The organism is Paucibacter sp. M5-1 (assembly GCF_027498415.2).
Taxonomy (GTDB): domain Bacteria; phylum Pseudomonadota; class Gammaproteobacteria; order Burkholderiales; family Burkholderiaceae_C; genus Roseateles_E.
Map to the genome: position 1 here is coordinate 5,317,235 of NZ_JAPZLM020000001.1, position 21,113 is coordinate 5,338,347.

17 protein-coding genes and 1 tRNA gene are annotated in these 21,113 nt (G+C 66.9%); 13 read left to right on the forward strand and 5 right to left on the reverse strand.

All coding sequences use genetic code 11. From position 1 onward, the window contains the following. Nucleotides 1-150: 150 nt before the first annotated feature. From O5M90_RS25145 to O5M90_RS25165, 5 genes are all read left to right on the forward strand, one after another. Nucleotides 151-1,182 carry a TRAP transporter substrate-binding protein gene (locus tag O5M90_RS25145; protein WP_269838967.1) on the forward strand — a complete coding sequence of 344 codons (1,032 nt, stop codon included), beginning with the start codon at nucleotides 151-153 and terminating at the stop codon, nucleotides 1,180-1,182. A gap of 5 nt (nucleotides 1,183-1,187) precedes the next feature. Next, nucleotides 1,188-1,670 carry a TRAP transporter small permease gene (locus tag O5M90_RS25150; RefSeq protein ID WP_262972343.1) on the forward strand — a complete coding sequence of 161 codons (483 nt, stop codon included), beginning with the start codon at nucleotides 1,188-1,190 and terminating at the stop codon, nucleotides 1,668-1,670. After that, complete coding sequence (locus O5M90_RS25155) at nucleotides 1,667-2,986, forward strand: TRAP transporter large permease (RefSeq protein WP_269838966.1); 1,320 nt, start codon at nucleotides 1,667-1,669, stop codon at nucleotides 2,984-2,986. Before O5M90_RS25150 ends, O5M90_RS25155 begins: the two co-directional genes overlap by 4 nt. A gap of 72 nt (nucleotides 2,987-3,058) precedes the next feature. Then, nucleotides 3,059-3,853: a helix-turn-helix transcriptional regulator gene (locus O5M90_RS25160; protein ID WP_137943992.1), complete on the forward strand. Its 795-nt coding sequence runs from the start codon at nucleotides 3,059-3,061 to the stop codon at nucleotides 3,851-3,853. 91 nt (nucleotides 3,854-3,944) lie between these two features. Then, on the forward strand, nucleotides 3,945-4,844 hold the full coding sequence (locus O5M90_RS25165) for a TIGR02285 family protein (RefSeq protein ID WP_269838965.1): 900 nt from the start codon (nucleotides 3,945-3,947) through the stop codon (nucleotides 4,842-4,844). 13 nt (nucleotides 4,845-4,857) lie between these two features. Here the strand turns inward: O5M90_RS25165 and O5M90_RS25170 are convergent, their stop codons facing one another. The 5 genes from O5M90_RS25170 to prfB all read right to left on the reverse strand — a co-directional run bounded on the left by O5M90_RS25170 (nucleotide 4,858) and on the right by prfB (nucleotide 10,241). Beyond that, nucleotides 4,858-5,244: a VanZ family protein gene (locus O5M90_RS25170; protein WP_269838964.1), complete on the reverse strand. Its 387-nt coding sequence runs from the start codon at nucleotides 5,242-5,244 to the stop codon at nucleotides 4,858-4,860. Between the two features lie 60 nt (nucleotides 5,245-5,304). Then, nucleotides 5,305-5,380, reverse strand: a tRNA-Thr gene (locus O5M90_RS25175). Between the two features lie 26 nt (nucleotides 5,381-5,406). After that, the gene (locus O5M90_RS25180; RefSeq protein WP_262970892.1) at nucleotides 5,407-6,420 is read right to left on the reverse strand and encodes a class 1 fructose-bisphosphatase; all 1,014 of its coding nucleotides are present in this window, start codon (nucleotides 6,418-6,420) and stop codon (nucleotides 5,407-5,409) included. A 22-nt stretch (nucleotides 6,421-6,442) separates the two neighbouring features. Next, nucleotides 6,443-9,076 carry an aminopeptidase N gene (pepN, locus tag O5M90_RS25185; protein ID WP_269838963.1) on the reverse strand — a complete coding sequence of 878 codons (2,634 nt, stop codon included), beginning with the start codon at nucleotides 9,074-9,076 and terminating at the stop codon, nucleotides 6,443-6,445. Nucleotides 9,077-9,136: 60 nt separating this feature from the next. Further along, a protein-coding gene (gene prfB, locus O5M90_RS25190) for a peptide chain release factor 2 (protein WP_137943988.1) occupies nucleotides 9,137-10,241 on the reverse strand; the annotation gives its coding sequence in 2 pieces (ribosomal slippage) (nucleotides 9,137-10,159 and nucleotides 10,161-10,241; 1,104 coding nt in all). A gap of 209 nt (nucleotides 10,242-10,450) precedes the next feature. Here prfB and O5M90_RS25195 point away from each other — a divergent pair. The 8 genes from O5M90_RS25195 (at nucleotide 10,451) to O5M90_RS25230 (ending at nucleotide 21,111) form a co-directional block, all read left to right on the forward strand. Next, on the forward strand, nucleotides 10,451-10,747 hold the full coding sequence (locus O5M90_RS25195) for a hypothetical protein (protein ID WP_137943987.1): 297 nt from the start codon (nucleotides 10,451-10,453) through the stop codon (nucleotides 10,745-10,747). After that, nucleotides 10,738-11,328, forward strand: a complete 591-nt coding sequence (locus O5M90_RS25200) for a tetratricopeptide repeat protein (RefSeq protein WP_269838962.1) — start codon at nucleotides 10,738-10,740, stop codon at nucleotides 11,326-11,328. The genes O5M90_RS25195 and O5M90_RS25200 overlap by 10 nt, the downstream gene beginning before the upstream one ends. A 108-nt stretch (nucleotides 11,329-11,436) precedes the next feature. After that, the gene (locus O5M90_RS25205) at nucleotides 11,437-11,694 is read left to right on the forward strand and encodes a DUF4212 domain-containing protein (protein WP_262970889.1); all 258 of its coding nucleotides are present in this window, start codon (nucleotides 11,437-11,439) and stop codon (nucleotides 11,692-11,694) included. A gap of 1 nt (nucleotide 11,695) precedes the next feature. Beyond that, the gene (locus O5M90_RS25210) at nucleotides 11,696-13,822 is read left to right on the forward strand and encodes a sodium:solute symporter family protein (RefSeq protein ID WP_269838961.1); all 2,127 of its coding nucleotides are present in this window, start codon (nucleotides 11,696-11,698) and stop codon (nucleotides 13,820-13,822) included. Nucleotides 13,823-13,897: 75 nt separating this feature from the next. Continuing rightward, a complete protein-coding gene (locus O5M90_RS25215; RefSeq protein WP_269838960.1) occupies nucleotides 13,898-15,790 on the forward strand; it encodes a DUF294 nucleotidyltransferase-like domain-containing protein in 1,893 nt (630 codons plus the stop codon). Continuing rightward, nucleotides 15,787-16,437 (forward strand): 3'-5' exonuclease, encoded by a 651-nt coding sequence (locus tag O5M90_RS25220; RefSeq protein WP_269838959.1) that lies wholly within the window; start codon nucleotides 15,787-15,789, stop codon nucleotides 16,435-16,437. Before O5M90_RS25215 ends, O5M90_RS25220 begins: the two co-directional genes overlap by 4 nt. A 75-nt stretch (nucleotides 16,438-16,512) precedes the next feature. Further along, nucleotides 16,513-18,852 (forward strand): Tex family protein, encoded by a 2,340-nt coding sequence (locus O5M90_RS25225; RefSeq protein WP_269839068.1) that lies wholly within the window; start codon nucleotides 16,513-16,515, stop codon nucleotides 18,850-18,852. Between the two features lie 21 nt (nucleotides 18,853-18,873). Next, the gene (locus tag O5M90_RS25230) at nucleotides 18,874-21,111 is read left to right on the forward strand and encodes a TonB-dependent receptor plug domain-containing protein (RefSeq protein ID WP_269838958.1); all 2,238 of its coding nucleotides are present in this window, start codon (nucleotides 18,874-18,876) and stop codon (nucleotides 21,109-21,111) included. The last annotated feature ends 2 nt before the right edge of the window (nucleotides 21,112-21,113 follow it).

Below are 21,113 nucleotides of genomic sequence, written 5' to 3' on the forward strand. Positions count from 1 at the left end.
CTGCGCAGCGTAGCGCATCACGCCGTCCGAATCTGTCAGCAGCCCTGCCGGTCGACCCACAGGGCTAATCTCGATGGCGACGCAGTTCGCTGGGCATACGATAAGCTCTCATAACGAACATTTGCGGAGACAAGCGTGAGTGGAAAAAAGATGCCCCAAACCGCGCTGCGCGCCCTGCTGGCCTTGGCCGGCGCCCTCGGTGCCTCGCTGGCGCTGGCGCAAGAGGTGACCCTCAAGGTCCACCACTTCTGGCCTCCCGGTGCGATGCCGCCCAGCAAGATTCTGCAGCCCTGGTGCGACAAGATCGCGGCGGACTCGGGTAACAAGATGAAATGCCAGATCTTCCCGGCCATGCAGCTGGGCGGCACGCCGGCCCAGCTGATCGACCAGGCCAAGGACGGCGTGGTCGACATCGCCTTCACCTTGCCGGGTTACACGGCCGGCCGTTTCCCCATCATGGAGGTGTTCGAGCTGCCCTTCATGAACAACTCGGCCGAGGCCGGCGCGCGCGCCGCCTGGGACTTCTACGGCAAGTACGGCGCGAAGGAGTTCCCCGGCATCAAGCCGCTGATGTTCAGCATCCATGACGAGGGCTATCTGCACAGCCGCGACAAGCCCATCAAGACCCTGGCGGATCTGAAGGGCATGAAGCTGCGCGCGCCGACCCGCCAGACCAACAAGCTGCTGGCCTCCCTCGGCGCCACGCCGGTGGGCATGCCGCTGCCGGCGGTGGCCGATGCGGTCAGCAAGGGCACGATCGATGGTTTCGCACTGCCCTGGGAGGTGATCCCCTCGGTCAAGCTGCATGAGATGGTCAAGTACCACACCGAGACCGATGCCTCGCGCCCGGCGCTGTATTCGGCGCTGTTCATCCTGGCGATGAACCAGGCCAGGTACGACAGCCTGCCGGCCGATCTGAAGGCGGTGATCGACCGCAACAGCGGCGCGGCACTGTCGCAGCAGGCCGGCAAGACCTGGGACGAGAGCCAGGCGGTGGGCCGCAAGCCGGCGGTGGAGCGCGGCAACACCTTCTACACGGTGCCGGCCGCCGAGGTGGACCTGTGGATCAAGGCCAGCCATCCGCTGTATGACGACTGGGTGGCCGATATGGACAAGCGCGGCCTGCCCGGCAAGCAGATGCTGAAGGACGCGCAGGACCTGCTGGCCAAGTACAAGAAGTGAGCGGGATGGGGCTGTTGCGGCGCTTGGCCCTGTGGAGCGCGCTGGCCGGTTGCCTGAGCGCCTGCCTGGTGGCGCTGCTGACGGTGGCCAGCATCGTCGGCCGGTCCTGGCTGTCACGGCCGATTCCCGGCGATGTCGAGCTGAGCCAGTTCGGCATCGCGCTGTGCATCGCGCTGTGCCTGCCCTGGTGCCAGCTGCAGCGCGCCAACATCATCGTCGACTTCTTCACGCAGAAGCTGGGCCCGCGCTCGCGCGGCCTGCTGGACGGCATCGGCGCGCTGCTGCTGGCCCTGATGGTGGGCCTGCTGGCCTGGCGCACCGGCGTCGGCGCGCTGGCCGTGCGCGAGGCCGGCGAAACCACGATGATTCTGGACCTGCCGATGTGGATTAGCTATGCGGTGCTGGGGCCAGGTCTTGCGCTGACGGCACTGATCGCGCTGGTGCAGATGGGGCAGGACCTGCTGGGGCGTCAGGGCGAGGGCTCATGAGCGGCGCCGGTCTGGGCGCCAGCATCTTCGCCGCGATGCTGCTGCTGATGGCGCTGCGCGTGCCGATCGCGGCGGCCATGTTCATCCCGGGCGCCGTCGGCTATGCGCTGATGACCAGCGATATGGCCTTGCTGAACACGCTCAAGGGTAGCGCGGTGGCGCGGCTCTCGGTCTATGACCTGTCAGTGATTCCGCTCTTCCTGCTGATGGGCCAGTTCGCGACCCAGGGGGGCTTGAGCCGGGCGCTGTTCAAGGCGGCGGCGGCTTTTGTCGGCCATGTGCGCGGCGGCCTGGGCATGGCGGCCATCCTGTCGGCGGCAGCCTTCGGCGCGGTCTGCGGTTCGGCCGTGGCCACCTCGGCCACCATCACCCAGGTGGCCTATGGCCAGATGAAGGCCCATGGCTATGCCGGACGACTCTCCACCGCGACGCTGGCCACTGGTGGCACCTTGGGCATCCTGATCCCGCCCTCGGTGCCTCTGGTGGTCTATGCCATCCTGACCGAGCAGAACATCGCCAAGCTGTTTGCCGCCGCCACGCTGCCGGGGCTGCTGGCGGCGCTGGGCTATATCGTCGTGATCTGGCTCTACTGCCGGGCCCGGCCCGAGCTGGCCACGCCCAGCGAGCCGCTGCCATGGCGCCAGCGCTGGCAGGCGCTGTGGGGCGTCTGGCCCATCGTCGTGATCTTCGGCCTGGTGTTCGGCGGCATCTATGGCGGGGTGTTCTCGCCGACCGAGGGGGCGGCGGTCGGCGCCGCCGCGACCCTGCTGCTGGGTCTGTTCAAGCGCGAGCTGGGCTGGGCCGGCATCAAGCGCAGCTTCCTCGGCACGGCCGAGACCACGGCCATGGTGTTCATGATCTTCCTGGGCGCCGACATGATGAACGCGGCGCTGGCGCTGACTCAGATGCCGGCCCATCTGGCGGCCTGGGTCGGCCAGCAAGACGTGGCCCCGCTGCTGATCGTGGCCGGCGTGCTGGCCTTCTACATCGTGCTGGGCTGCGTGATGGACGAGCTGTCGATGCTGCTGCTGACGATTCCGGTGATCTTCCCGACCATCATGGGGCTGGATCTGTGGGGGCTGAGCGCCGAGCACAAGGCGATCTGGTTCGGCATCCTGGTGCTGACGACCGTGGGCATAGGCCTGCTGGCGCCGCCGGTGGGCCTGAACGTCTATGTGGTCAACAGCCTGGCGCGCGAGGTGGCTATGAGCGAGACCTACAAGGGCGTGCTGCCCTTCCTGGCTTGGGACGGGCTGCGCCTGGTCTTGCTGCTGTGCTTCCCGGCGATCACGCTGGCGCTGGTGAAACTGCTGTAGCGGTCGCTGCTTTTCAACAAGCCGTCATCTGCGCCGCCTAAGCTGAGCAATTAGCAGCATGCCCGGCCACCCATGTCAGCCCAGCCCTCGGACGATTTCTACGGATCCACCCTGCTGAACCAGGCGCAGGTGCTGGCCCTGGTGCGCACCACCGAGGCCGCCCTGAGCCTGCGCCATGGCGCGCAGTTCTTTGTCTGGACCCAGGGCAGCTTGCAGCAGTTGCTGCCGCATCAGCTGCTGCTGTGCGGTGCCTATCAGCGCAGCCACCGCGAGCTCGGCTTCGAACTCTTCAACAGCAAGCCGCTGCCGGCCGCGCTGGCCACCTTGCTGAGCGAGCGTGGCGCGGCCTTGCCGGCCCAGCTGCAGGCCTTGTGGTTGCGCGGCGGCTGCCGGCCGCTGCGTGTGCAGTTGCCGGCGGACAGCGGCGAGCCGGTCTGCGGCCTGCTGCGCCAGGCCGGCTATGAGCAGTTGCTGGTGCACGGCGTGTCGCGGCCGCAGCGCCCCAGCGAGATCGAGAGCTTCTTCGTGCTGGCGCGCCAAGACGGCGGCTATAGCGAACACCAGCAGGTGCTGCTGCAGCTGCTGATGCCGCATCTGCACAGCAGCTGGCTGCGTGTCCAGTGCGAGATGCCGGAGCCGGCCGCGGGGCCGCAGGCGGGTGTGAGCCTGACCCAGCGCGAGCAGGAGGTGCTGGAAGGCTTGCGCCAGGGCCTGAGCAACCATGACATCGGCTGCAACCTCGCCATCAGCGCGCTGACCGTCAAGAACCATGTGCAGCGCATTCTGCGCAAACTCGGCGCCAGCAACCGCGCCCATGCGGTAGCGCTGGCACTCAAGCCCTGGGATGGCGGTGTCGAAGCCCGTTGATGCGGCGATCGGCGGTGTCTCGCTCGCCTAGACTGCACGCCGGCAGAGGCGCATCGACGCCTCGCTGACCGTCATTGCGAGGGAGTGTGCGATGTGGAAAACGAGGAGGCTGCTCGGCCTGCTGTGCCTGGCCGTGCTGTCGAAGCCGGCTCTGGCGGTGGGGCCGGCCGAGCCCACCATCACCTGGAATCTGTCCGACTGGCCGCCGTTTCATCTGCTGCCCGGCGGCCAGGCGCCGGCGACGGCCGAGCAGCTCGGCGAGGGCCTGATGGACGGTTTTCTGCGCCTGGTGCTGGGCCAGCTGCCGCAGTACCGGCATCGCTTCGTTGTGCTCAACGGCCCGCGCGCCGAGGTCGAGCGCAAGGCCGGCCTGCAGCTGTGCTCGCCGACCTCGATGCGCACGCCCGAGCGGCTGGCGCAGCGCCTGTTCACGCCGGCCCTGCTGGCCGGCCAGCTTCAGCTGGTGCTGCGACGCGAGCGGCTGCAGCAGATTGCGCAAGGGCGCAGCAGCATCTCGCTGCGCGAACTCTCGGCGCGCACCGAGCTGCAGGGGCTGGTGATGAGCCAGCGCCACTACGGCGCCGATCTGGCGCCCTGGCTGAGGCCGGCCCCCGATGGCAATGTGCAGACCATGGTGGCGCCGCGCGCCGGCAATCTGCTGACCATGCTCAGCGCCGGCCGCATGGACTACACGCTGGAATACCCGATGGTGGTTGGCTATCACCAGCTGGGCCAGCCGGCCGAGCTGGTGAGCCTGCCGATCGAGGAACTGGGCGAGTCGCCGGTCGGCTATTTCTCCTGCAATCGCAGCGACTGGGGCAGGGGGGTGATCAAGGACATCGACCGCGCGCTGCGTGCGGTGGCGGCGCGGCCCGAGCAGGTTTTGCCGCTGTACCGGCGCTGGCTCAGCGAGGATCAGTTCGCTCGCGAGGCGCCCGGGCTGCGGCGCTTTCTGGCGCAGCGCGCGCGCGGCGGGCCGCGCATCGAGTAGGCGTCGGCCGGGTTCAGCCGCGCCGCGCCAGGGCTTGCGCCAGTGCGGCCAGGGCCAGCCCCAGCGCGATGCCCAGCGCATCCGCCAGCACATCGCGCCAATCGGCCGAGCGCGGCGGCAGCTGCGATTGCAGCAACTCGATCAGCACGCCATAGCCCAGCAGCGCCAGCGGGCCCCACAGCCAGCGGGAGCGCATGGTGCTGGCGCCCACAAAGGCGCAAAAGCCCAGCGCGCCGAAGGCCAGCAGGTGGTTGAGCTTGTCCCAGCCGCTGTCCAGCGTCGGTGGCGGGGCGGAGGACAAGGCCAGATAGCTGATCACCAGCAGCAGCACGGCCAGCAGGAGCTGCCAGGCACGGCGGTGTTGCGGCGCAATCAGCCAGGCGGCCAAGGCTTGAGACAAGATCAGAACTCCATAAACAAAAAAGCCACCCCCTCTCGGGAGTGGCTTCTTACGTTTTTTTGGTGCCGGAGAGATGAATCGAACACCCGACCTTCTCATTACGAATGAGCTGCTCTACCGACTGAGCTACACCGGCTATCAAGCCCGCTATTCTAGCAGGAACTATTTTGTCGAATCAAGATGGTAGGCGGTGATGCGCTCGACTTCGTTCTTCGAGCCCAACACCACGGCCACCCGCTCATGCAGCTTGCCCGGCTGCAGCTCCATGATGCGCTGGCGCGCATTGGTGGCCGCGCCGCCGGCCTGCTCGACCAGAAAGGCCATCGGATTGGCCTCGTACATCAGGCGCAGCTTGCCGGCCTTGCCCGGCTCGCGCTTGTCCCAGGGGTAGAGGAAGACGCCGCCGCGGGTCAGGATGCGATGCACATCGGCCACCATCGAGGCGATCCAGCGCATATTGAAGTCCTTGGCGCGCGGGCCGGTGGTGCCGGCCAGGCATTCGTCGATATAGCGGGTCACCGGGGCATCCCAGTGGCGCATATTCGACATATTGATCGCGAACTCCTTGGTGTCTTCGGGGATCTTGATGTCGTCGGCGGTCAGCACCCAGGAGCCCTGCTCGCGGTCCAGCGTGAACATCGCGACGCCATCGCCCACCGTCAGCACCAGCGTGGTCTGCGGGCCGTAGACGCAGTAGCCGGCGGCGACCTGGGCCGTGCCGGGCTGCAGGAAGTCTTCCTCGCTGACGCCCTTGGCGCCCTCGGGCTTGGTCAGCACCGAGAAGATCGTGCCGATCGAGACATTGACGTCGATATTGGACGAGCCGTCCAGCGGGTCGAACATCAAGAGGTACTCGCCCTGCGGGAAGCGGTTGGGCACCACGTAGATGCCCTCCATCTCCTCGCTGGCCATGGCCGCCAGATGGCCGCCCCATTCATTGGCCTCGATCAGCACCTCGTTGGCGATGATGTCGAGCTTCTTCTGCACCTCGCCCTGCACGTTTTCCGAGCCGGCCGTGCCCAGCACATCGCCGAGCGCGCCCTTGTTGACGCTGATGGCGATGCGCTTGCAGGCGCGCGCCACCACCTCGATCAGCAGGCGCAGCTCCTGCGGGATGTGGCCGTGCTGGCGCTGTTGTTCGATCAGGTACTGGGTCAGGCTGATGCGACGGGTCATGGGGTCAATCCTTTGCGAGTCTTCAGGAACCGGAGGCCAGTGCGCGCTCGACGATCTCGCGCACATCGTTGGACAGATCGGGTTTGGCCGCGACGCGGGCGATCGCCTCGCGGGCAGCGCTGCGGTAGGGCTCGGCCAGCGCGGTCCAGCGGTCCATGCCGCGCGCCAGGCGGCTGGCGACCTGCGGGTTGATCGCATCGAGCGCCAGCACCTGCTCGGCCCAGAACACATAGCCGGCCGCGTCGGCCCGGTGGAAGGCCGCCGGGTTGAACAGGCACAGCGAGAAGATCAGGCTGCGTGCGCGGTTGGGGTTCTTCAGGCTGAAGTCGGGGTGCTGCAGCAGCTGGCGCACCTTGGCGAAGGTACGGCCGCCGTGCTCGGCGGCGCGGGCCTGGAGCGCAAACCATTTGTCGATCACCAGCGCATCGTCCTTGAACAGCGCGTGGAACTTGGCCAGCGCCGGTTCGGCCAGCTCGGCATGCCCGTTGACCAGGGCGGCCAGCGCGCCCAGGCGGTCGGTCATATTGCCGGCGTCCTTGAAGCGCTGGTAGGCGCGGCCCAGCCAGACGCCGGCATCGGGTCGGCTCTGCGCTTTCGCATCCAGCACCAGCATGGCCAGCGCCAGATTGGCCAGCGCACGCTTGCCCGAGGACACCGGGTCGGGCGTGTAGCCGCCCTTGATCTGGTTGGCCTCAAAGGCCGCGACCCAGTCCTCGCGCAGCGCGGCGGCGAGCTGGATCTGTGCGGCCTCGACGGCGGCATGGATGGCCTGCGGGTCGACCACCTCCAGCTGCTCGGCGATATAGGCCTCGCCCGGCAGGGTCAGGGCCAGCTCCTTGAAGGCGGCGTCGAGCTCGGCGTGGTTCAGCACCGCGCGCATCGCGGCGATGAAGGCCGTGTCCAGCTGCAAGGGCTGGCCGCTGCGCACCGCGCCAAGGATGCGGTTCAACGCCAGGCGCTGGCCGGCCTCCCAGCGGTTGAAGGCATCGGCGTCATGGGTCAGCAGCACCAGCAGTTCGGCGTCGCTCAGACCGTCGTCCAGCAGCACCGGGGCCGAGAAGCCACGCAGCAAAGAGGGCACCGGCTCGACGGCGATGTCCTGGAAGGTGAAACGCTGCTCGGCCTCATCCAGCACCAGCAGCTGCTCGGCCAGGGCGGTACCGTCACGGCCGAGCAGGCCGGTGACGACCGGGATCACCTGCGGGGGCTGGCCCTTGTTGCTCTGGGTCAGCGTCAGCGTGTAAGTTCGCGCCGCAGCGTCGTAGCTGCCGCGGGCTTGCACGCGCGGCGTGCCGGCCTGGCTGTACCAGCGCTTGAACGCGTCCAGCCGGGTGCTCAGCGCCGAGCCCGGGTTGGCATCGGCGATGGCTTGCGCGAAGTCGTCGCAGGTCACGGCCTGGCCGTCATGGCGCTCGAAGTACAGGCTCATGCCCTTCTCGAAGCCGGCCCGGCCGACCAGGGTCTGGTACATGCGCACGACCTCCGAGCCCTTCTCGTAGACCGTCGCGGTGTAGAAATTATTGATCTCCACATAGCTGTCGGGACGCACCGGGTGCGCCATTGCGCCGGAGTCTTCCGGGAACTGCATCGCGCGCAGGCCGCGCACATCCTGGATGCGGCAGACCGCCCGCGCGCTGGGCGTGGCGGCCATGTCCATCGAGAACTCCTGATCGCGGAACACGGTCAGGCCTTCCTTCAGCGAGAGCTGGAACCAGTCGCGGCAGGTGACGCGGTTGCCGGTCCAGTTGTGGAAGTACTCGTGGGCGACGATGGACTCGATGCGGCCGAAGTCGGCATCGGTGGCCGTGGCCGGAGAGGCCAGCAGGGCGCTGGTGTTGAAGATGTTCAGGCCCTTGTTCTCCATCGCGCCCATATTGAAGTCGGACACGCCGACCACCATGAAGCGCTCCAGGTCCAGCGGCAGCTTGAAGCGCGCCTCGTCCCAGACCATGGACGCGATCAGCGAGTTCATCGCATGCTCGGTCTTCTCCAGATCGCCGCGGCGCACATAGACCTGCAGCAGATGGTCCTTGCCGGCGCGGGTGCGCACGCGCTGTTCGCGCGCCACCAGATCGCCCGCCACCAGCGCGAACAGATAGGAAGGCTTGGGGAAGGGGTCATGCCATTTGGCGAAGTGCTTGCCACCGGCGAGATCACCGGCCTCCAGCAGATTGCCGTTGGACAGCAGCACCGGGTACTTGGCCTTGTCGGCGCGCAGCAGCACCGTGTAGACCGCCATCACATCGGGGCGGTCCAGGAAATAACTGATGCGGCGGAAGCCCTCGGCCTCGCACTGCGTGAAGAAGCCACCGCCCGAGGTGTAGAGGCCGCTGAGCGTGGTGTTCTTGTCCGGCGCGCAGCTGTTGCGGATCTCCAGCGCGAAGTCGGCGTCGGGCACGTTGTCGATGATCAGCTCGCCGCCTTCCTGACGGAAGGACACGCTCTCGCCATTGATCAGCACGCGCAGCAGGTTCAGCTCCTCGCCGTGCAGGCGCAGCGGGCCGTGCGGCACGGCGTGGTTGCGCTCCAGCTGCATCTTGCTGGTGACCAGGGTCTTGGCCGGATCGAGGTCGAAGGTCAGATCGACCGTGCGGATCCAGAAGGTCGGCGCCAGATAGTCTTCGCGGCGGATCAAGGTGGCAGAGCCTTCACGCATGGTGCTTGTTCTCAATGTTGTTGTGTGGCCCGGCGCGCGGCGCCGGGTGTCTCGTCGCTCTCAGACGCCTTGCTTCAGGCTCTCGGAGATGAACTGGTCGAGATCGCCGTCCAGCACTTTCTGCGTGGCCGAGGTCTCGTAGTTGGTGCGCAGATCCTTGATGCGGCTCTGGTCCAGCACATAGCTGCGGATCTGGTGGCCCCAGCCCACATCGGTCTTGGTGTCCTCGAGCTTTTGCTGCTCTTCCATGCGCTTGCGCATCTCATGGTCGTACAGGCGCGAGCGCAGGCGCTTCCAGGCGACATCGCGGTTGCTGTGCTGGCTGCGACCGTCCTGACACTGCACGACGATGCCGGTCGGGATGTGGGTCAGGCGCACCGCCGAGTCGGTCTTGTTGATGTGCTGGCCGCCGGCGCCGGAGGCACGGAAGGTGTCGGTGCGCACATCGGCCGGGTTGATGTCGATCTCGATCGAGTCATCGACCTCGGGGTAGACGAACAGCGAGGCAAAGCTGGTGTGGCGGCCGCCCGAGCTGTCGAAGGGGCTCTTGCGCACCAGGCGGTGCACACCGGTCTCGGTGCGCAGCAGGCCGAAGGCGTACTCGCCCTCGACCTTGATCGTGGCGCTCTTGATGCCGGCCACGTCGCCGTCGGTCTGGTCTTCCAGTGTCGTCTTGAAGCCCTTGCGCTCGGCGTACTTCAGGTACTGGCGCAAGAGCATGCCGGCCCAGTCGCAGGCCTCGGTGCCACCGGCGCCGGCCTGGATGTCGATGAAGCAGTTCAGCGGATCGGCCGGGTTGTTGAACATGCGGCGGAATTCCAGCTGCTCGACGATTTCGGCCAGCTTGGCCGCATCGGCCGCTATGCCTTCGAGGCCGGCGAAATCGTCCTCGGCCTTGCTCATCTCGTAGAGCTCGAGGTTGTCGGCCAGATTGCTCGTGAGGTGGTCGATGGTCTGGACCACGTTTTCCAGCGTGCGCTTTTCCTTGCCCAGTTCCTGGGCGCGCTTGGGCTCGTTCCAGACGCTGGGGTTCTCCAGCGCGGCGTTGACCTCGTTCAGCCGCAGTGCTTTGCGGTCGTAGTCAAAGATACCCCCTTAGCGCGTCAGTACGCGCTGTCAGGTCGGCCAGGCTGGCGCCGATGGTGTTGATGCGTTCGATGTCCATGGGATTCCGTGGTTGGGTTGCCGGCGCGGGAGCGCTCGCAAGCGCGCTATTTTTACATGGCCGACCGCACGGGATTTCCCGGTATGCCGAGGCCGCCGCCACCGCTTTGAGGGTTATCGATAGTGGGGCTGCCCCAGGGTGGGGCGTGTTTGTCAGAAATCTGTAAGCGCTGCGGTCGCACAGTGCGGTCAGCGCCCGCGAGACCCACCATGCTTTTGCTGACATCATCCTTAAAGCTGATCGCCGAGATCGCCTTACTGGCGATGGCCGGTCAATGGCTGCTAGGCCTGCTGGCCGGCCAGAAGCGCGAAGGCAATTTCTTCTACCGCTTGCTGCAGGTGCTGACCCAGCCCTTTGTGAAGCTGACCCGAGCGATCAGCCCGCGCGTCGTGCTGGACCGCCACATCCCGCTGGCCGCCTTCCTGCTGATGCTGAGCCTGTGGCTGGTGGTGACGGTGGTCAAGATCAATCTCTGCCTGCAGATCGGAGTGGCGCAATGTCAGTGAACACCCAGCAATCCGGCAAGACCTGGCCCTATCGCCTGCTGAAGCTGCGCGCCATCACCGCCCTGGTGTTCGGTCGCCGTGAGCAGGCCGAGCGGATCTTCGACGAGATGCTGCGGCGTTGGCCGCAGGACAGCTATGCCCTGGCCAGCCGTGCCCATCTGCGCTCGCAGCGCGGCGCGCGCGGCGAGGCGATTGCCGATCTGCAGGCCCTGGTGGCGCTGGCGCCGCAGCGCAGCGCCGGCGACTGGTTCAACCTCGCCTATCTGCTGGAGGCCGAGAGCCGGCTGGAAGAGGCCGAGGCCGCCTTCCGCCAGGCCGTGGTGCTGGATACCAAGCTGGACCGGGCCTGGTATGGCCTGGGCCTGTGCCTGATACGCATGCAACGCTTCGAGGAGGCGCTCGCTGCCCTCAAGCGCAACACCGAACTGCAACCCATGAGCCCTTACGGCTGGTATCAGCTGGCCCGGGTGCATGTGGACCGTCAGGAGCCCGACGAGGCACGGCGCATCATCGCCCACCTCAAGGGCTTCGAGCCCAAGGTCGCCGCGCAACTGGAGCGCGAGACCGGCCTGCTCGCCTGACGGGCGTTCCCACGCAGGCTGCGCGCTGTTGGCGCAGGGGGACGCATCGGTGCCCGGACCGCCGCCAGGCGGGTCGGCCTTGCTTACAACGCGATGGAGACGACAGCGATGCAGTTATCCGAAAGACATCACCAGTACTGGCGAAAGAACCTGCGCATCACCGGGGTTCTGCTGGCGATCTGGTTCGTGGTGACCTTCGTCGTGGGCTTTTACGCCCGCGAACTGAACTTCACCTTTTTTGGCTGGCCGTTCAGCTTCTGGGTTGCATCCCAGGGCGCGCTGATCGTCTACTGCCTGATCATCTGGTACTACGCGCGGACTATGAACCGGCTGGACCAGGAACACGGCGTTGCCGAGGACGAATGACATGGCAGGCTCAACACCCTCAAGCGCAGGCGGCACCTTCAGTGCCAATTCCAACGCTGCTTTCAAAAAGCAGCTCAACAAGGTCTACACCTGGTACACGGGCGGCTTCATCGTCTTCATCATCGCGCTGGCGATCCTGGAGCAGATGGGCCTGCCGCGCCAGTACATCGGTTTCATCTTCCTGATCGCCACCGTGCTGCTGTATGCGGGCATCGGCTTCATGAGCCGCACCTCGGATGCCAGCGAGTACTACGTGGCCGGCCGGCGGGTGCCGGCGATCTACAACGGCATGGCCACCGGCGCCGACTGGATGAGCGCCGCGTCCTTCATCGGCATGGCCGGCACGCTCTACCTGACCGGCTACGGCGGGCTGGCCTTCATCATGGGCTGGACCGGCGGCTACTGCCTGGTGGCGCTGTTCCTGGCGCCCTATCTGCGCAAGTTCGGCCAGTTCACGATTCCCGACTTCCTGGGCGCGCGCTATGAGGGCAATCTGCCGCGCATCCTGGGTGTGGCGGCGGCGATCCTGTGCTCCTTCACCTATGTGGTGGCGCAGATCTACGGCGTGGGCCTGATCACCGCGCGGCTCTCGGGTCTGGCCTTCGAGATCGGGGTCTTCGTCGGCCTGGCCGGCATCCTGGTCTGCTCCTTCCTGGGCGGCATGCGCGCCGTCACCTGGACCCAGGTGGCCCAGTACATCATCCTGATCATTGCCTACCTGATCCCGGTGATCTGGCTGTCGGTCAAGCAGACCAATATCCCGGTGCCGCAGGCCATCTACGGCTACCAGCTGCAGAAGGTCAGCGAAGCCGAGAAGAAGATCAAGGCCGATCCGAAGGAGCAGGAGGTCATCGAGATCTTCAAGGCCCGCGCGGCCGAGTTCGATGCCAAGCTCAAGGATGTGCCGGCCGCGATGGCCGCCGACAAGGCTGCGGCCGAGAGCAAGCTGGCCGCGCTGAAGGCGGCCAATGCCCCGGCGGCCGAGGTCGAGGCGGCGCAAAAGGCGTTGGCGGCCGTGCCGGCCAACGAGGCCGACGCCAAGAAGGCCTGGACGGCCGGCAAGACCGCCAACGAGGCGCGCGCCAAGCCGCTGGCCGGCATGCCGACCCACGGCCAGCAGTTTGCCGGCGATCCGAATGGCGACGAGAAGGCGAAAAAGACCTTCGACGAATCGCGCCGCAACTTCCTGGCCCTGGTGTTCTGCCTGATGGTGGGGACGGCCGCGCTGCCGCACATCCTGATGCGCTACTACACCACGCCCTCGGTCAAGGAGGCGCGCGAGTCGGTGACCTGGAGCCTGTTCTTCATCTTCCTGCTCTACTTCACCGCGCCGGCCCTGGCCGTGCTGGTCAAGTACGAGGTCTTCACCGTGCTGGTGGGCACGCCGTTTGATCAGTTGCCGGCCTGGATCAACAACTGGGCCAAGGTCGACCCGGCCCTGCTGGCGGTGGCCGATATCAACAAGGACGGCATCTTCCAGCTCGGCGAGATGAGAATCGGCGGCGACATCATCGTGCTGGCCACGCCGGAGATCGGTGGCCTGCCCTATGTGATCTCGGGCATGGTCGCGGCCGGCGGTCTGGCGGCGGCGCTGTCCACCGCCGACGGTCTGCTGCTGACCATCGCCAACGCGCTGAGCCACGATGTCTACTACAAGATGATCGACCCGAACGCCTCGACCGCCCGCCGCGTCACCATCTCCAAGGTGCTGCTGCTGGTGGTGGCGCTGGCTGCGGCCTATGTCGCGGCGCAGAAGCCGGCCGACATCCTGTTCCTGGTCTCCGCTGCGTTCTCGTTCGCGGCCGCTGCCTTCTTCCCGGCCCTGGTGCTGGGGGTGTTCTGGAAACGCGCCAACAAATGGGGTGCGTCGCTGGGTATCGCGGCCGGTCTGGGCATCACCTTCTACTACATGGTGACGACCCAGCCCTGGCTGCGCGGCGTGTTCGGCGTGACCTCGCCGATCGAGCTGTGGTGGGGGATCCTGCCGATCTCGGCCGGCCTGTTCGGCGTGCCGCTGGGCTTTGCGGTGATCATCATCGTCAGCCTGCTGACGCCGGCACCGAGCCAGGACACGCAGCGACTGGTCGAGCATGTGCGCTACCCCGACCTGCGTCTGGGCAAGGCCTGATGCTTCTTTGATCAAGTCTTGATCTGAATCGGCCCCGCAGCTTGCTGCGGGGCTTTTTTCATGAATGATCGCTGCATGACTGATGCCTCCCACGTCACGCCGTCCGCCAGTCTGCTGGGTCACTTGCGCAGCGAACTGAGCGCGCATGCCCCGTTTGCCCAGATGGAGCCCGCCCATGTGGAGCGCTTTCTGGCTGCCGCCAGCCAGGCCTACTACGGACCCGGCGAGCTGTTGCTGTCACCCGAGCAGGGGCCGGTCGAGCATCTGCTGTTCGTTCGCCAGGGGGCGGTGACGGCCCAGCGCGGCATCGCCGAGGCCACCGGCGGCTTTCATTTCGAACCGGGCGATTTCTTCCCGGTCGGCGCGCTGATGGGCGCGCGCGCCGTCACCGCCACCTACACCTCGCAGGGCGATACCTTCTGCCTGCTGCTGCCGGCGGCCGAAGTGCATGGACTGGCCCGGGTGAGCGCGCCTTTTGCCGATTTCCTGAACCGCCGCGTCGCGCAGTTTCTGGCGCTATCGCGCCGTGCGCTGCAGGTGGCCTACTCCTCGCAGACTCTGTCCGAGCAGTCGATGGAGACGCCGCTGGCCCAGCTGGCCCGCAAATCACCGACCGGCGTCGCGCCCGAGACCCCGCTGGCGCAGGCCCTCTTGCTGATGCACCAGCAACACATCGGCTCGGTGCTGGTGCTGGACGCCGCCGGCGCGCCGCTGGGCATCCTGACCCGCCACGATGTGCTGGCGCGCATCACCCTGCCGCAGTTGCCGCTGAGCCGGCCGATTTCGGAAGTCATGAGTACGCCGGTGCTGTGCCTGCGCGGCGATGACACGGCCCAGGACGCGGCGCTGCTGATGTCGCGCCACGGCCTGCGCCATGTGCCGGTGCTCGGCGAGGGAGGGGCGGTCGTGGGCATCGTCTCGGAGCGCGATTTGTTCGCGATGCAGCGCCTGTCGCTCAAGCAGGTCAGCACGGCGATACGCAATGCCCAGGATGTGGACACGCTGCGCGTGGTGGCCCAGGACATCCGCCGCTTCGCCCGCAATCTGCTCGGCCAGGGCGTGGCCGCGCGGCAGCTGACCGAGCTGATCTCCCATCTCAATGATGTGCTGACCCAGCGCCTGCTGCAGCTGCTGGCCGAAGCCCATGGGCTGGACATGGGCCGGGCCTGCTGGCTGGCTTTTGGCTCCGAGGGGCGCGGCGAGCAGACCATTGCCACCGACCAGGACAACGGCCTGATATTCGAGAGCAGCGACCCTGCCGCTGACCGGCCGCGCTGGCTGGCGTTTGCGCGGGCGGCCAACGAGGCTCTCGATGCCTGCGGCTACCCGCTGTGCAAGGGCCAGGTCATGGCCAGCAATCCGGCCTGCTGCCTGAGCCCGCAGGAGTGGCTGGAAGCCTTCAGCGCCTGGATGGAACACGGCGCGCCGGAGGATTTGCTGAAGGCCAACATCTATTTCGACTTTCGGCCGATCTGGGGGGAGGCCAGGCTGGCGCGGCCGCTGCGCGCCCTGGTCAGCGACCATGCGGCGCGGCTGCCGCGCTTCATGCGGCAGATGGCCGAGAACGCGCTGCGCAACCGTACCCCGCTGAACTGGCTGGGTGCCGTCGAGGCCCAGCAGATCGGCGGCCGCGAGGGTGTGGACCTGAAGCTCGGCGGCACGGCCCTGTTTGTCGATGTGGCCCGGCTCTACGCGCTGGCCCATGGCGTGGCCGAGACCGGCACCCGGGCCCGTTTCGAGGCCCTGGGACGGGTGCTGCAGGCGCCCGCGCACGAGCGCGAGGGCTGGGTCGGCGCCTTCGAGTTCCTGCAGATGCTCAGGCTGCGGGTGCAGATGGAGGGCAATACCACTCATCCCAACTGGATCGCGCTGGACGAACTCAATGACATCGACCGGCGTGTGCTCAAGGAGAGCTACAAGGTGGCGCGTCGCCTGCAGCAGCGCCTGGAACTGGACTATCTGCGATGAGCGGCTGGTGGCAGCGCCTGACAGGCCGCGGCAGCGTCGATGCACAGCAGCGCTGGGTGGTGCTCGATGTCGAGACCACCGGGCTGGACCTGGAACGCGACCGACTGCTGGCGATCGCGGCCATCGCGGTGGAGCTCAGGCCCGAGCCCCGCATCCTGCTGGGAGATAGTTTCGAGATCCTGCTGCGCCAGGACGAGGCCCGGCCCGTGCCGGCCGACTACAAGGCCAATATCCTGCTGCACGGCATCGGCCTGGCGGCCCAGCGCGGCGGCGTCGAGCCGGCGACGGCGCTGCGGGCCTTCGAGCAGTGGGTCGGCGCGGCGCCGCTGCTGGCCTTCCATGCGGCGTTTGACGAGGGCATGATCCAGCGCGAGATGGGCCGGCTGCTGGGCCGCCGCCTGCCCAACCGCTGGCTGGACCTGGAGCCGGTGGCCGCCGTGTTGCATGCCCAGGGGCGGCGGCGCTCGCTGGACGAGTGGATGGCGCACTTCGGCATTCGCTGCGCACAGCGCCATCAGGCGGCCGCCGACACCCTGGCCACGGCCGAGTTGCTGCTGCGGCTGTGGCCGGCCTTGCGCGAGCGGGGCGAGACCCGCTTCAGCGATCTGCGCCGCATCGCCGGCCAGCGGCGCTGGCTGGCCGCCTGAGCCCTGGGTGCCGACCCCGCCCCACCCCTGTGGCACACTCGCGCGCTTCAAGATTTAGCCTTGGCTTTCGCTGTTTTGGACAAGATCCTGCTTCAAATTGCCGCCGAACTGAAGGTTCGCCCGGCCCAGATCAACGCGGCGGTGGAGCTGCTCGATGGCGGCGCCACCGTGCCCTTTATCGCCCGCTACCGCAAGGAAGTCACCGACGGCCTGGACGACATCCAGCTGCGCGAGCTGGAGTCGCGCCTGGGCTATCTGCGCGAGCTGGAGGACCGCCGCGCCGCCGTGCTCAAGAGCATCGCGGAGCAGGGCAAGCTGACGCCGGAGCTGCAGGCCTCCATCCTGGCCGTGCCGACCAAGCAGGAGCTCGAAGACCTCTACCTGCCCTATAAGCAAAAGCGCCGCACCAAGGGCATGATCGCCCGCGAGGCCGGCCTGGAGCCGCTGGCCGACAAGCTGTTTGCCGACCCGACGCTGGATCCGCAGACCGAGGCGTCGGCCTTCGTCAACGCGGAACTGGGCTTTGCCGATGCTTTCGCCGTGCTGGACGGCGTGCGCGACCTGCTCAGCGAGCGCTGGGCCGAAGACGCCTTGCTGATCGGCAAGCTGCGCGAATGGTTGTGGGCCGAGGGCCTGTTCAAGTCCAAGCTGATGGACGGCAAGGACGAGAACAACCCGGACATCTCCAAGTTCCGCGACTATTTCGACTACGCCGAGCCCATCCGTACCGTGCCCTCGCACCGCGCGCTGGCGGTGTTTCGCGGCCGCACGCAGGAGTTTCTCGATGCCAAGTTGGTGCTGGACGAGGAGATCGTGGCCGGCCAGCCCGGCTTGGCCGAGGGTCGCATCGCCCGCCACCTGGGCTGGAGCCCCGCCGGCCGGGCCGGCGACACCCTGATCCGCAAGACCGTGGCCTGGACCTGGAAGGTCAAGCTCAGCATGAGTCTGGAACGCGATCTGTTCTCGCGCCTGCGCGAGGAGGCCGAGAAGGTGGCGATCAAGGTGTTCGCCGAGAACCTGCGCGATCTGCTCTTGGCCGCACCAGCCGGCAAGCGCGTCGTGATGGGGCTGGACCCGGGCATACGCACCGGCGTCAAGGTGGCCGTGGTGTCGGACACCGGCCGCGTGCTGGACACACATACCGTCTACCCGCACGAGCCACGCAAGGACTGGGAGGGCTCGCTGCACACGCTGGGTCGCCTGGTGGCCACGCACGGCGTCAATCTGATCGCGATCGGCAACGGCACGGCCAGCCGCGAGACCGACAAACTGGCCGCCGACCTGATCAAGCGCATCCAGCAGCTTGCGCCCGGCACCATCATCGAGAAGGTGGTCGTCAGCGAGGCTGGCGCCTCGGTCTACTCGGCCTCCGAGTTCGCCTCCAAGGAGCTGCTGGACCTGGATGTGTCGCTGCGCGGCGCCGTGTCGATCGCGCGCCGCCTGCAGGATCCGCTGGCCGAGTTGGTCAAGATCGATCCGAAGAGCATAGGCGTCGGCCAGTACCAGCACGATGTCAACCAGAGCGAGCTGGCCAAGACCCTGGACGCCGTCGTCGAGGACTGCGTGAACTCGGTGGGTGTGGATCTGAACACCGCTTCGGCACCGCTGCTGGCGCGGGTCTCGGGCCTGTCGGGCACCGTGGCCGCGTCCATCGTGCGCTGGCGCGATGCCAACGGAGCCTTCAAAGATCGCCAGCAGCTGCTGGCCGTCACGGGCCTGGGCCCCAAGACCTTCGAGCAGTCGGCCGGCTTCTTGCGCATCCGCGATGGCGAGAACCCGCTGGACCTGACCGGCGTCCACCCCGAAACCTACCCGGTGGTGCAGAAGATCATGGCGGCGGTGCAGCGCCCGGTGGCCGACATCATGGGCAAGAGTGATGTGATCCGCGCGCTGAAGCCGGAGGCCTTTGCCGACGACAAGTTCGGTGCGATCACGGTCAAGGACATCCTGACCGAGCTGGAGAAACCGGGTCGCGACCCGCGTCCGGACTTCAAGGTGGCGCGCTTCAATGACGGCGTCGAGGACATCAAGGATCTGACCGAGGGCATGGTGCTGGAGGGCACGGTGTCCAATGTCGCGCAGTTCGGCGCCTTCATCGATCTGGGCGTGCACCAGGACGGCCTGGTCCATGTCAGCCAACTGGCCAACAAGTTCGTCAGCGATGCGCGCGAGGTCGTCAAGACCGGCGACATCGTCAAGGTGAGGGTGCTGGAGGTCGACCTGGCCCGCAAGCGCATCTCGCTGACGATGAAGCTCGATGCCGCGCCGGCCCCCCGCGGCGCCGCCAAGGCCGACAACAGCTACCGCCCGGCCGCACGCCATGAGCGCCCGGCCCCTGGCCGCGCACCCGCTGCGGCGCCCAGTGGCGGCAATGCGATGGCCGCAGCCTTTGCCAAGCTGCAGACCAAGCGCTGAACCCACTGACAGGACCGATCGATGCACTCTCTTCGTCATGCCCGCGTGCCGGGTCTTGCCAGCCTTGCGCTTTGTCTCGGCGTGCCGCTGGCGCAGGCGCAGGAGGGCATGCCGGAGAACGGGCCGCCGCGTGCGGCGCCTGCCGAGACCAACCGGCTGGACCGGGTCGAGATCCAGTCGCGCCCGCAGAGTGACACCGATCTGCGCCGCCGCGCGTCGGTGGCCAAGCAGATCTACGGGCGCGAGGAACTGGACAAGTACGGCGATAGCAACCTCTCCGATGTGCTGAAACGCTTGCCTGGCGTCAATGTGCAGGGTGGGGCGCCGCGCATGCGCGGCCTGGGTGCGGGCTACACCCAGATCCTGATCAACGGCGAGCCGGCCCCGCCCGGCTTTTCGATGGACAACCTGAACCCCGCCCAGGTCGAGCGCATCGAGGTCAGCAAGGGGCCGACCGCCGACCAGAGCGCCCAGGCCATCGCCGGCACGATCAACATCATCCTGAAGGACGCGCCGCGCCAGACCCAACGCGATCTGCGTCTGGGCATGGGCTACAACTACGACAAGCCCCGGCCTTCGTTCACCGCCACCTATGGCGAGCGCTTCGGCGATCTGTCCGTCGTGCTGCCGCTTTCGGGCTTCCAGTGGCGCGTCCGCAATGCCAGCGAGGGCGAGCGTGACACGCTGGACGAGAACAAGCAGCGCCTGCATGTCCGCTCGCAAAGCGCCGAGACCGGCTGGGGCCACGGCTTCAACTTCGGCCCGCGCCTGAACTGGAAGCTGGGTGACGACGAGACGCTGGCCTGGCAGAGCTTCATGCAGCGCAACGAGTGGAACAACCAGGGCCGCACCGTCACCGAGGTGCTGGAAGGCAAGGCGCCACCCAGCGTCGACGATAGCTATCTGAACACCGGCTCCTGGCAGATGCTGCGCAGCAATGTGACCTGGGTCAAGCGCTTCGAGGACGGGCAGCGCCTGGAGCTGAAGGCTGGCGGCCAGACCTCGCGGGCGCGCTACACCACCGATGTCGACGGGCTGAACAAGGACGAGGTGCAGACAATCTCGCGCCACACCGACGGCGAGACCAAGGACCGCAGCCTGACGCAAAGCGGCAAGTATTCGCAGAGCCTGGGCGACGCCCATGGCCTGACCGTGGGCTGGGACCTGGAGTTCCGCCGCCGCACCGAGGTGCGCAGCGTCACGCAGAACGGCTTCGACCTGCTGCCCGGCTTCGAGGGCCTGCCCTTCGAGGCCGAGGTCAAGCGCCAGGCCTTCTTCGTGCAGGACGAGTGGGAGATCAACCCACAGTGGTCGACCTACTTTGGCCTGCGCAGCGAGCGCATCGTCACCACCAGCCAGCTCAGCCAGGACGGCATCAGCAGCGATCTGCGCAACAAGAGCGATGTGCTGACCCCGCTCTGGCACTTGAACTACAAGCTTGATCCTAAGGGTCGCGACATGATCCGCGCCAGCCTGACGCGCAGCTACAAGGCGCCCGAGCTGCAGGCGTTGATGGCTCGGCCCACGGTCAACACGACCTACCCGGTCGGCAAACCCAATCCGCAGACCGCCCCGGACCGCATCGGCAACCCCTACCTGAGACCCGAGTTGGCAACCGGCCTGGACATCGCCTACGAGAAATATTTCACCGGTGGCGGGCTCTTCAGCGCCAGCCTGTTCTACCGCCAGATCAAGGACCTGATCCGCAATTCGGTGGCCCTGGAAGATGTCAGCTGGTCCGCAGAGCAGCGCTATGTCTCGCGCCCGATCAACCTGAGCCGGGCTAAGACCGGTGGCCTCGAGCTGGAGCTGAAGGGCCGCGCCGGCGAACTGCTGCCGAGCGTATTCGACCCTTCGCTGAACCTCAATCTGCGTGGTTCGCTGAGCTTTTACCGCTCCAAGGTCGATGATCTGCCGGGACCGGACAACCGGCTGGATTCGCAGCACCCCTATGCGGTCAATCTGGGCTTCGACTACCGGCTGAAGTCGCTGCCGCTGACCGTGGGCGCCGGCCTCGTCTATATGCCGGGCTATGGCACGCAGCAGACCGAGACCCAGCTGCAGGAGGTGTCGCGCTCCCGCACCGTCGACATCTTTGCGCAGTATGTGTTCAGTCCCCAGCTCTCGCTGCGCCTGTCGGCCAATAATGTGTCTCCGCTGGACCCGGTCACCCATGTCTATTTCGAAGACGGTCAGCAGACCTATAACAAGCGCTTCGCGCGCACCTGGTTTGGCGCCAATCTCGAAATGAAGTTCTGACC

Bases quoted from the DNA above. Each gene is read 5' to 3' on its own strand.
- O5M90_RS25145 (WP_269838967.1), top strand. From the start codon at position 151: ATGCCCCAAACCGCGCTGCGCGCCCTGCTGGCCTTGGCCGGCGCCCTC.
- O5M90_RS25180 (WP_262970892.1), bottom strand. From the start codon at position 6,420: ATGACCCGTCGCATCAGCCTGACCCAGTACCTGATCGAACAACAGCGC.
- O5M90_RS25220 (WP_269838959.1), top strand. From the start codon at position 15,787: ATGAGCGGCTGGTGGCAGCGCCTGACAGGCCGCGGCAGCGTCGATGCA.
- pepN (WP_269838963.1), bottom strand. From the start codon at position 9,076: ATGCGTGAAGGCTCTGCCACCTTGATCCGCCGCGAAGACTATCTGGCG.
- O5M90_RS25230 (WP_269838958.1), top strand. From the start codon at position 18,874: ATGCACTCTCTTCGTCATGCCCGCGTGCCGGGTCTTGCCAGCCTTGCG.
- O5M90_RS25205 (WP_262970889.1), top strand. From the start codon at position 11,437: ATGCAGTTATCCGAAAGACATCACCAGTACTGGCGAAAGAACCTGCGC.
- O5M90_RS25155 (WP_269838966.1), top strand. From the start codon at position 1,667: ATGAGCGGCGCCGGTCTGGGCGCCAGCATCTTCGCCGCGATGCTGCTG.
- O5M90_RS25200 (WP_269838962.1), top strand. From the start codon at position 10,738: ATGTCAGTGAACACCCAGCAATCCGGCAAGACCTGGCCCTATCGCCTG.
- O5M90_RS25210 (WP_269838961.1), top strand. From the start codon at position 11,696: ATGGCAGGCTCAACACCCTCAAGCGCAGGCGGCACCTTCAGTGCCAAT.
- O5M90_RS25215 (WP_269838960.1), top strand. From the start codon at position 13,898: ATGACTGATGCCTCCCACGTCACGCCGTCCGCCAGTCTGCTGGGTCAC.
- O5M90_RS25150 (WP_262972343.1), top strand. From the start codon at position 1,188: ATGGGGCTGTTGCGGCGCTTGGCCCTGTGGAGCGCGCTGGCCGGTTGC.
- O5M90_RS25165 (WP_269838965.1), top strand. From the start codon at position 3,945: ATGTGGAAAACGAGGAGGCTGCTCGGCCTGCTGTGCCTGGCCGTGCTG.
- O5M90_RS25195 (WP_137943987.1), top strand. From the start codon at position 10,451: ATGCTTTTGCTGACATCATCCTTAAAGCTGATCGCCGAGATCGCCTTA.
- O5M90_RS25160 (WP_137943992.1), top strand. From the start codon at position 3,059: ATGTCAGCCCAGCCCTCGGACGATTTCTACGGATCCACCCTGCTGAAC.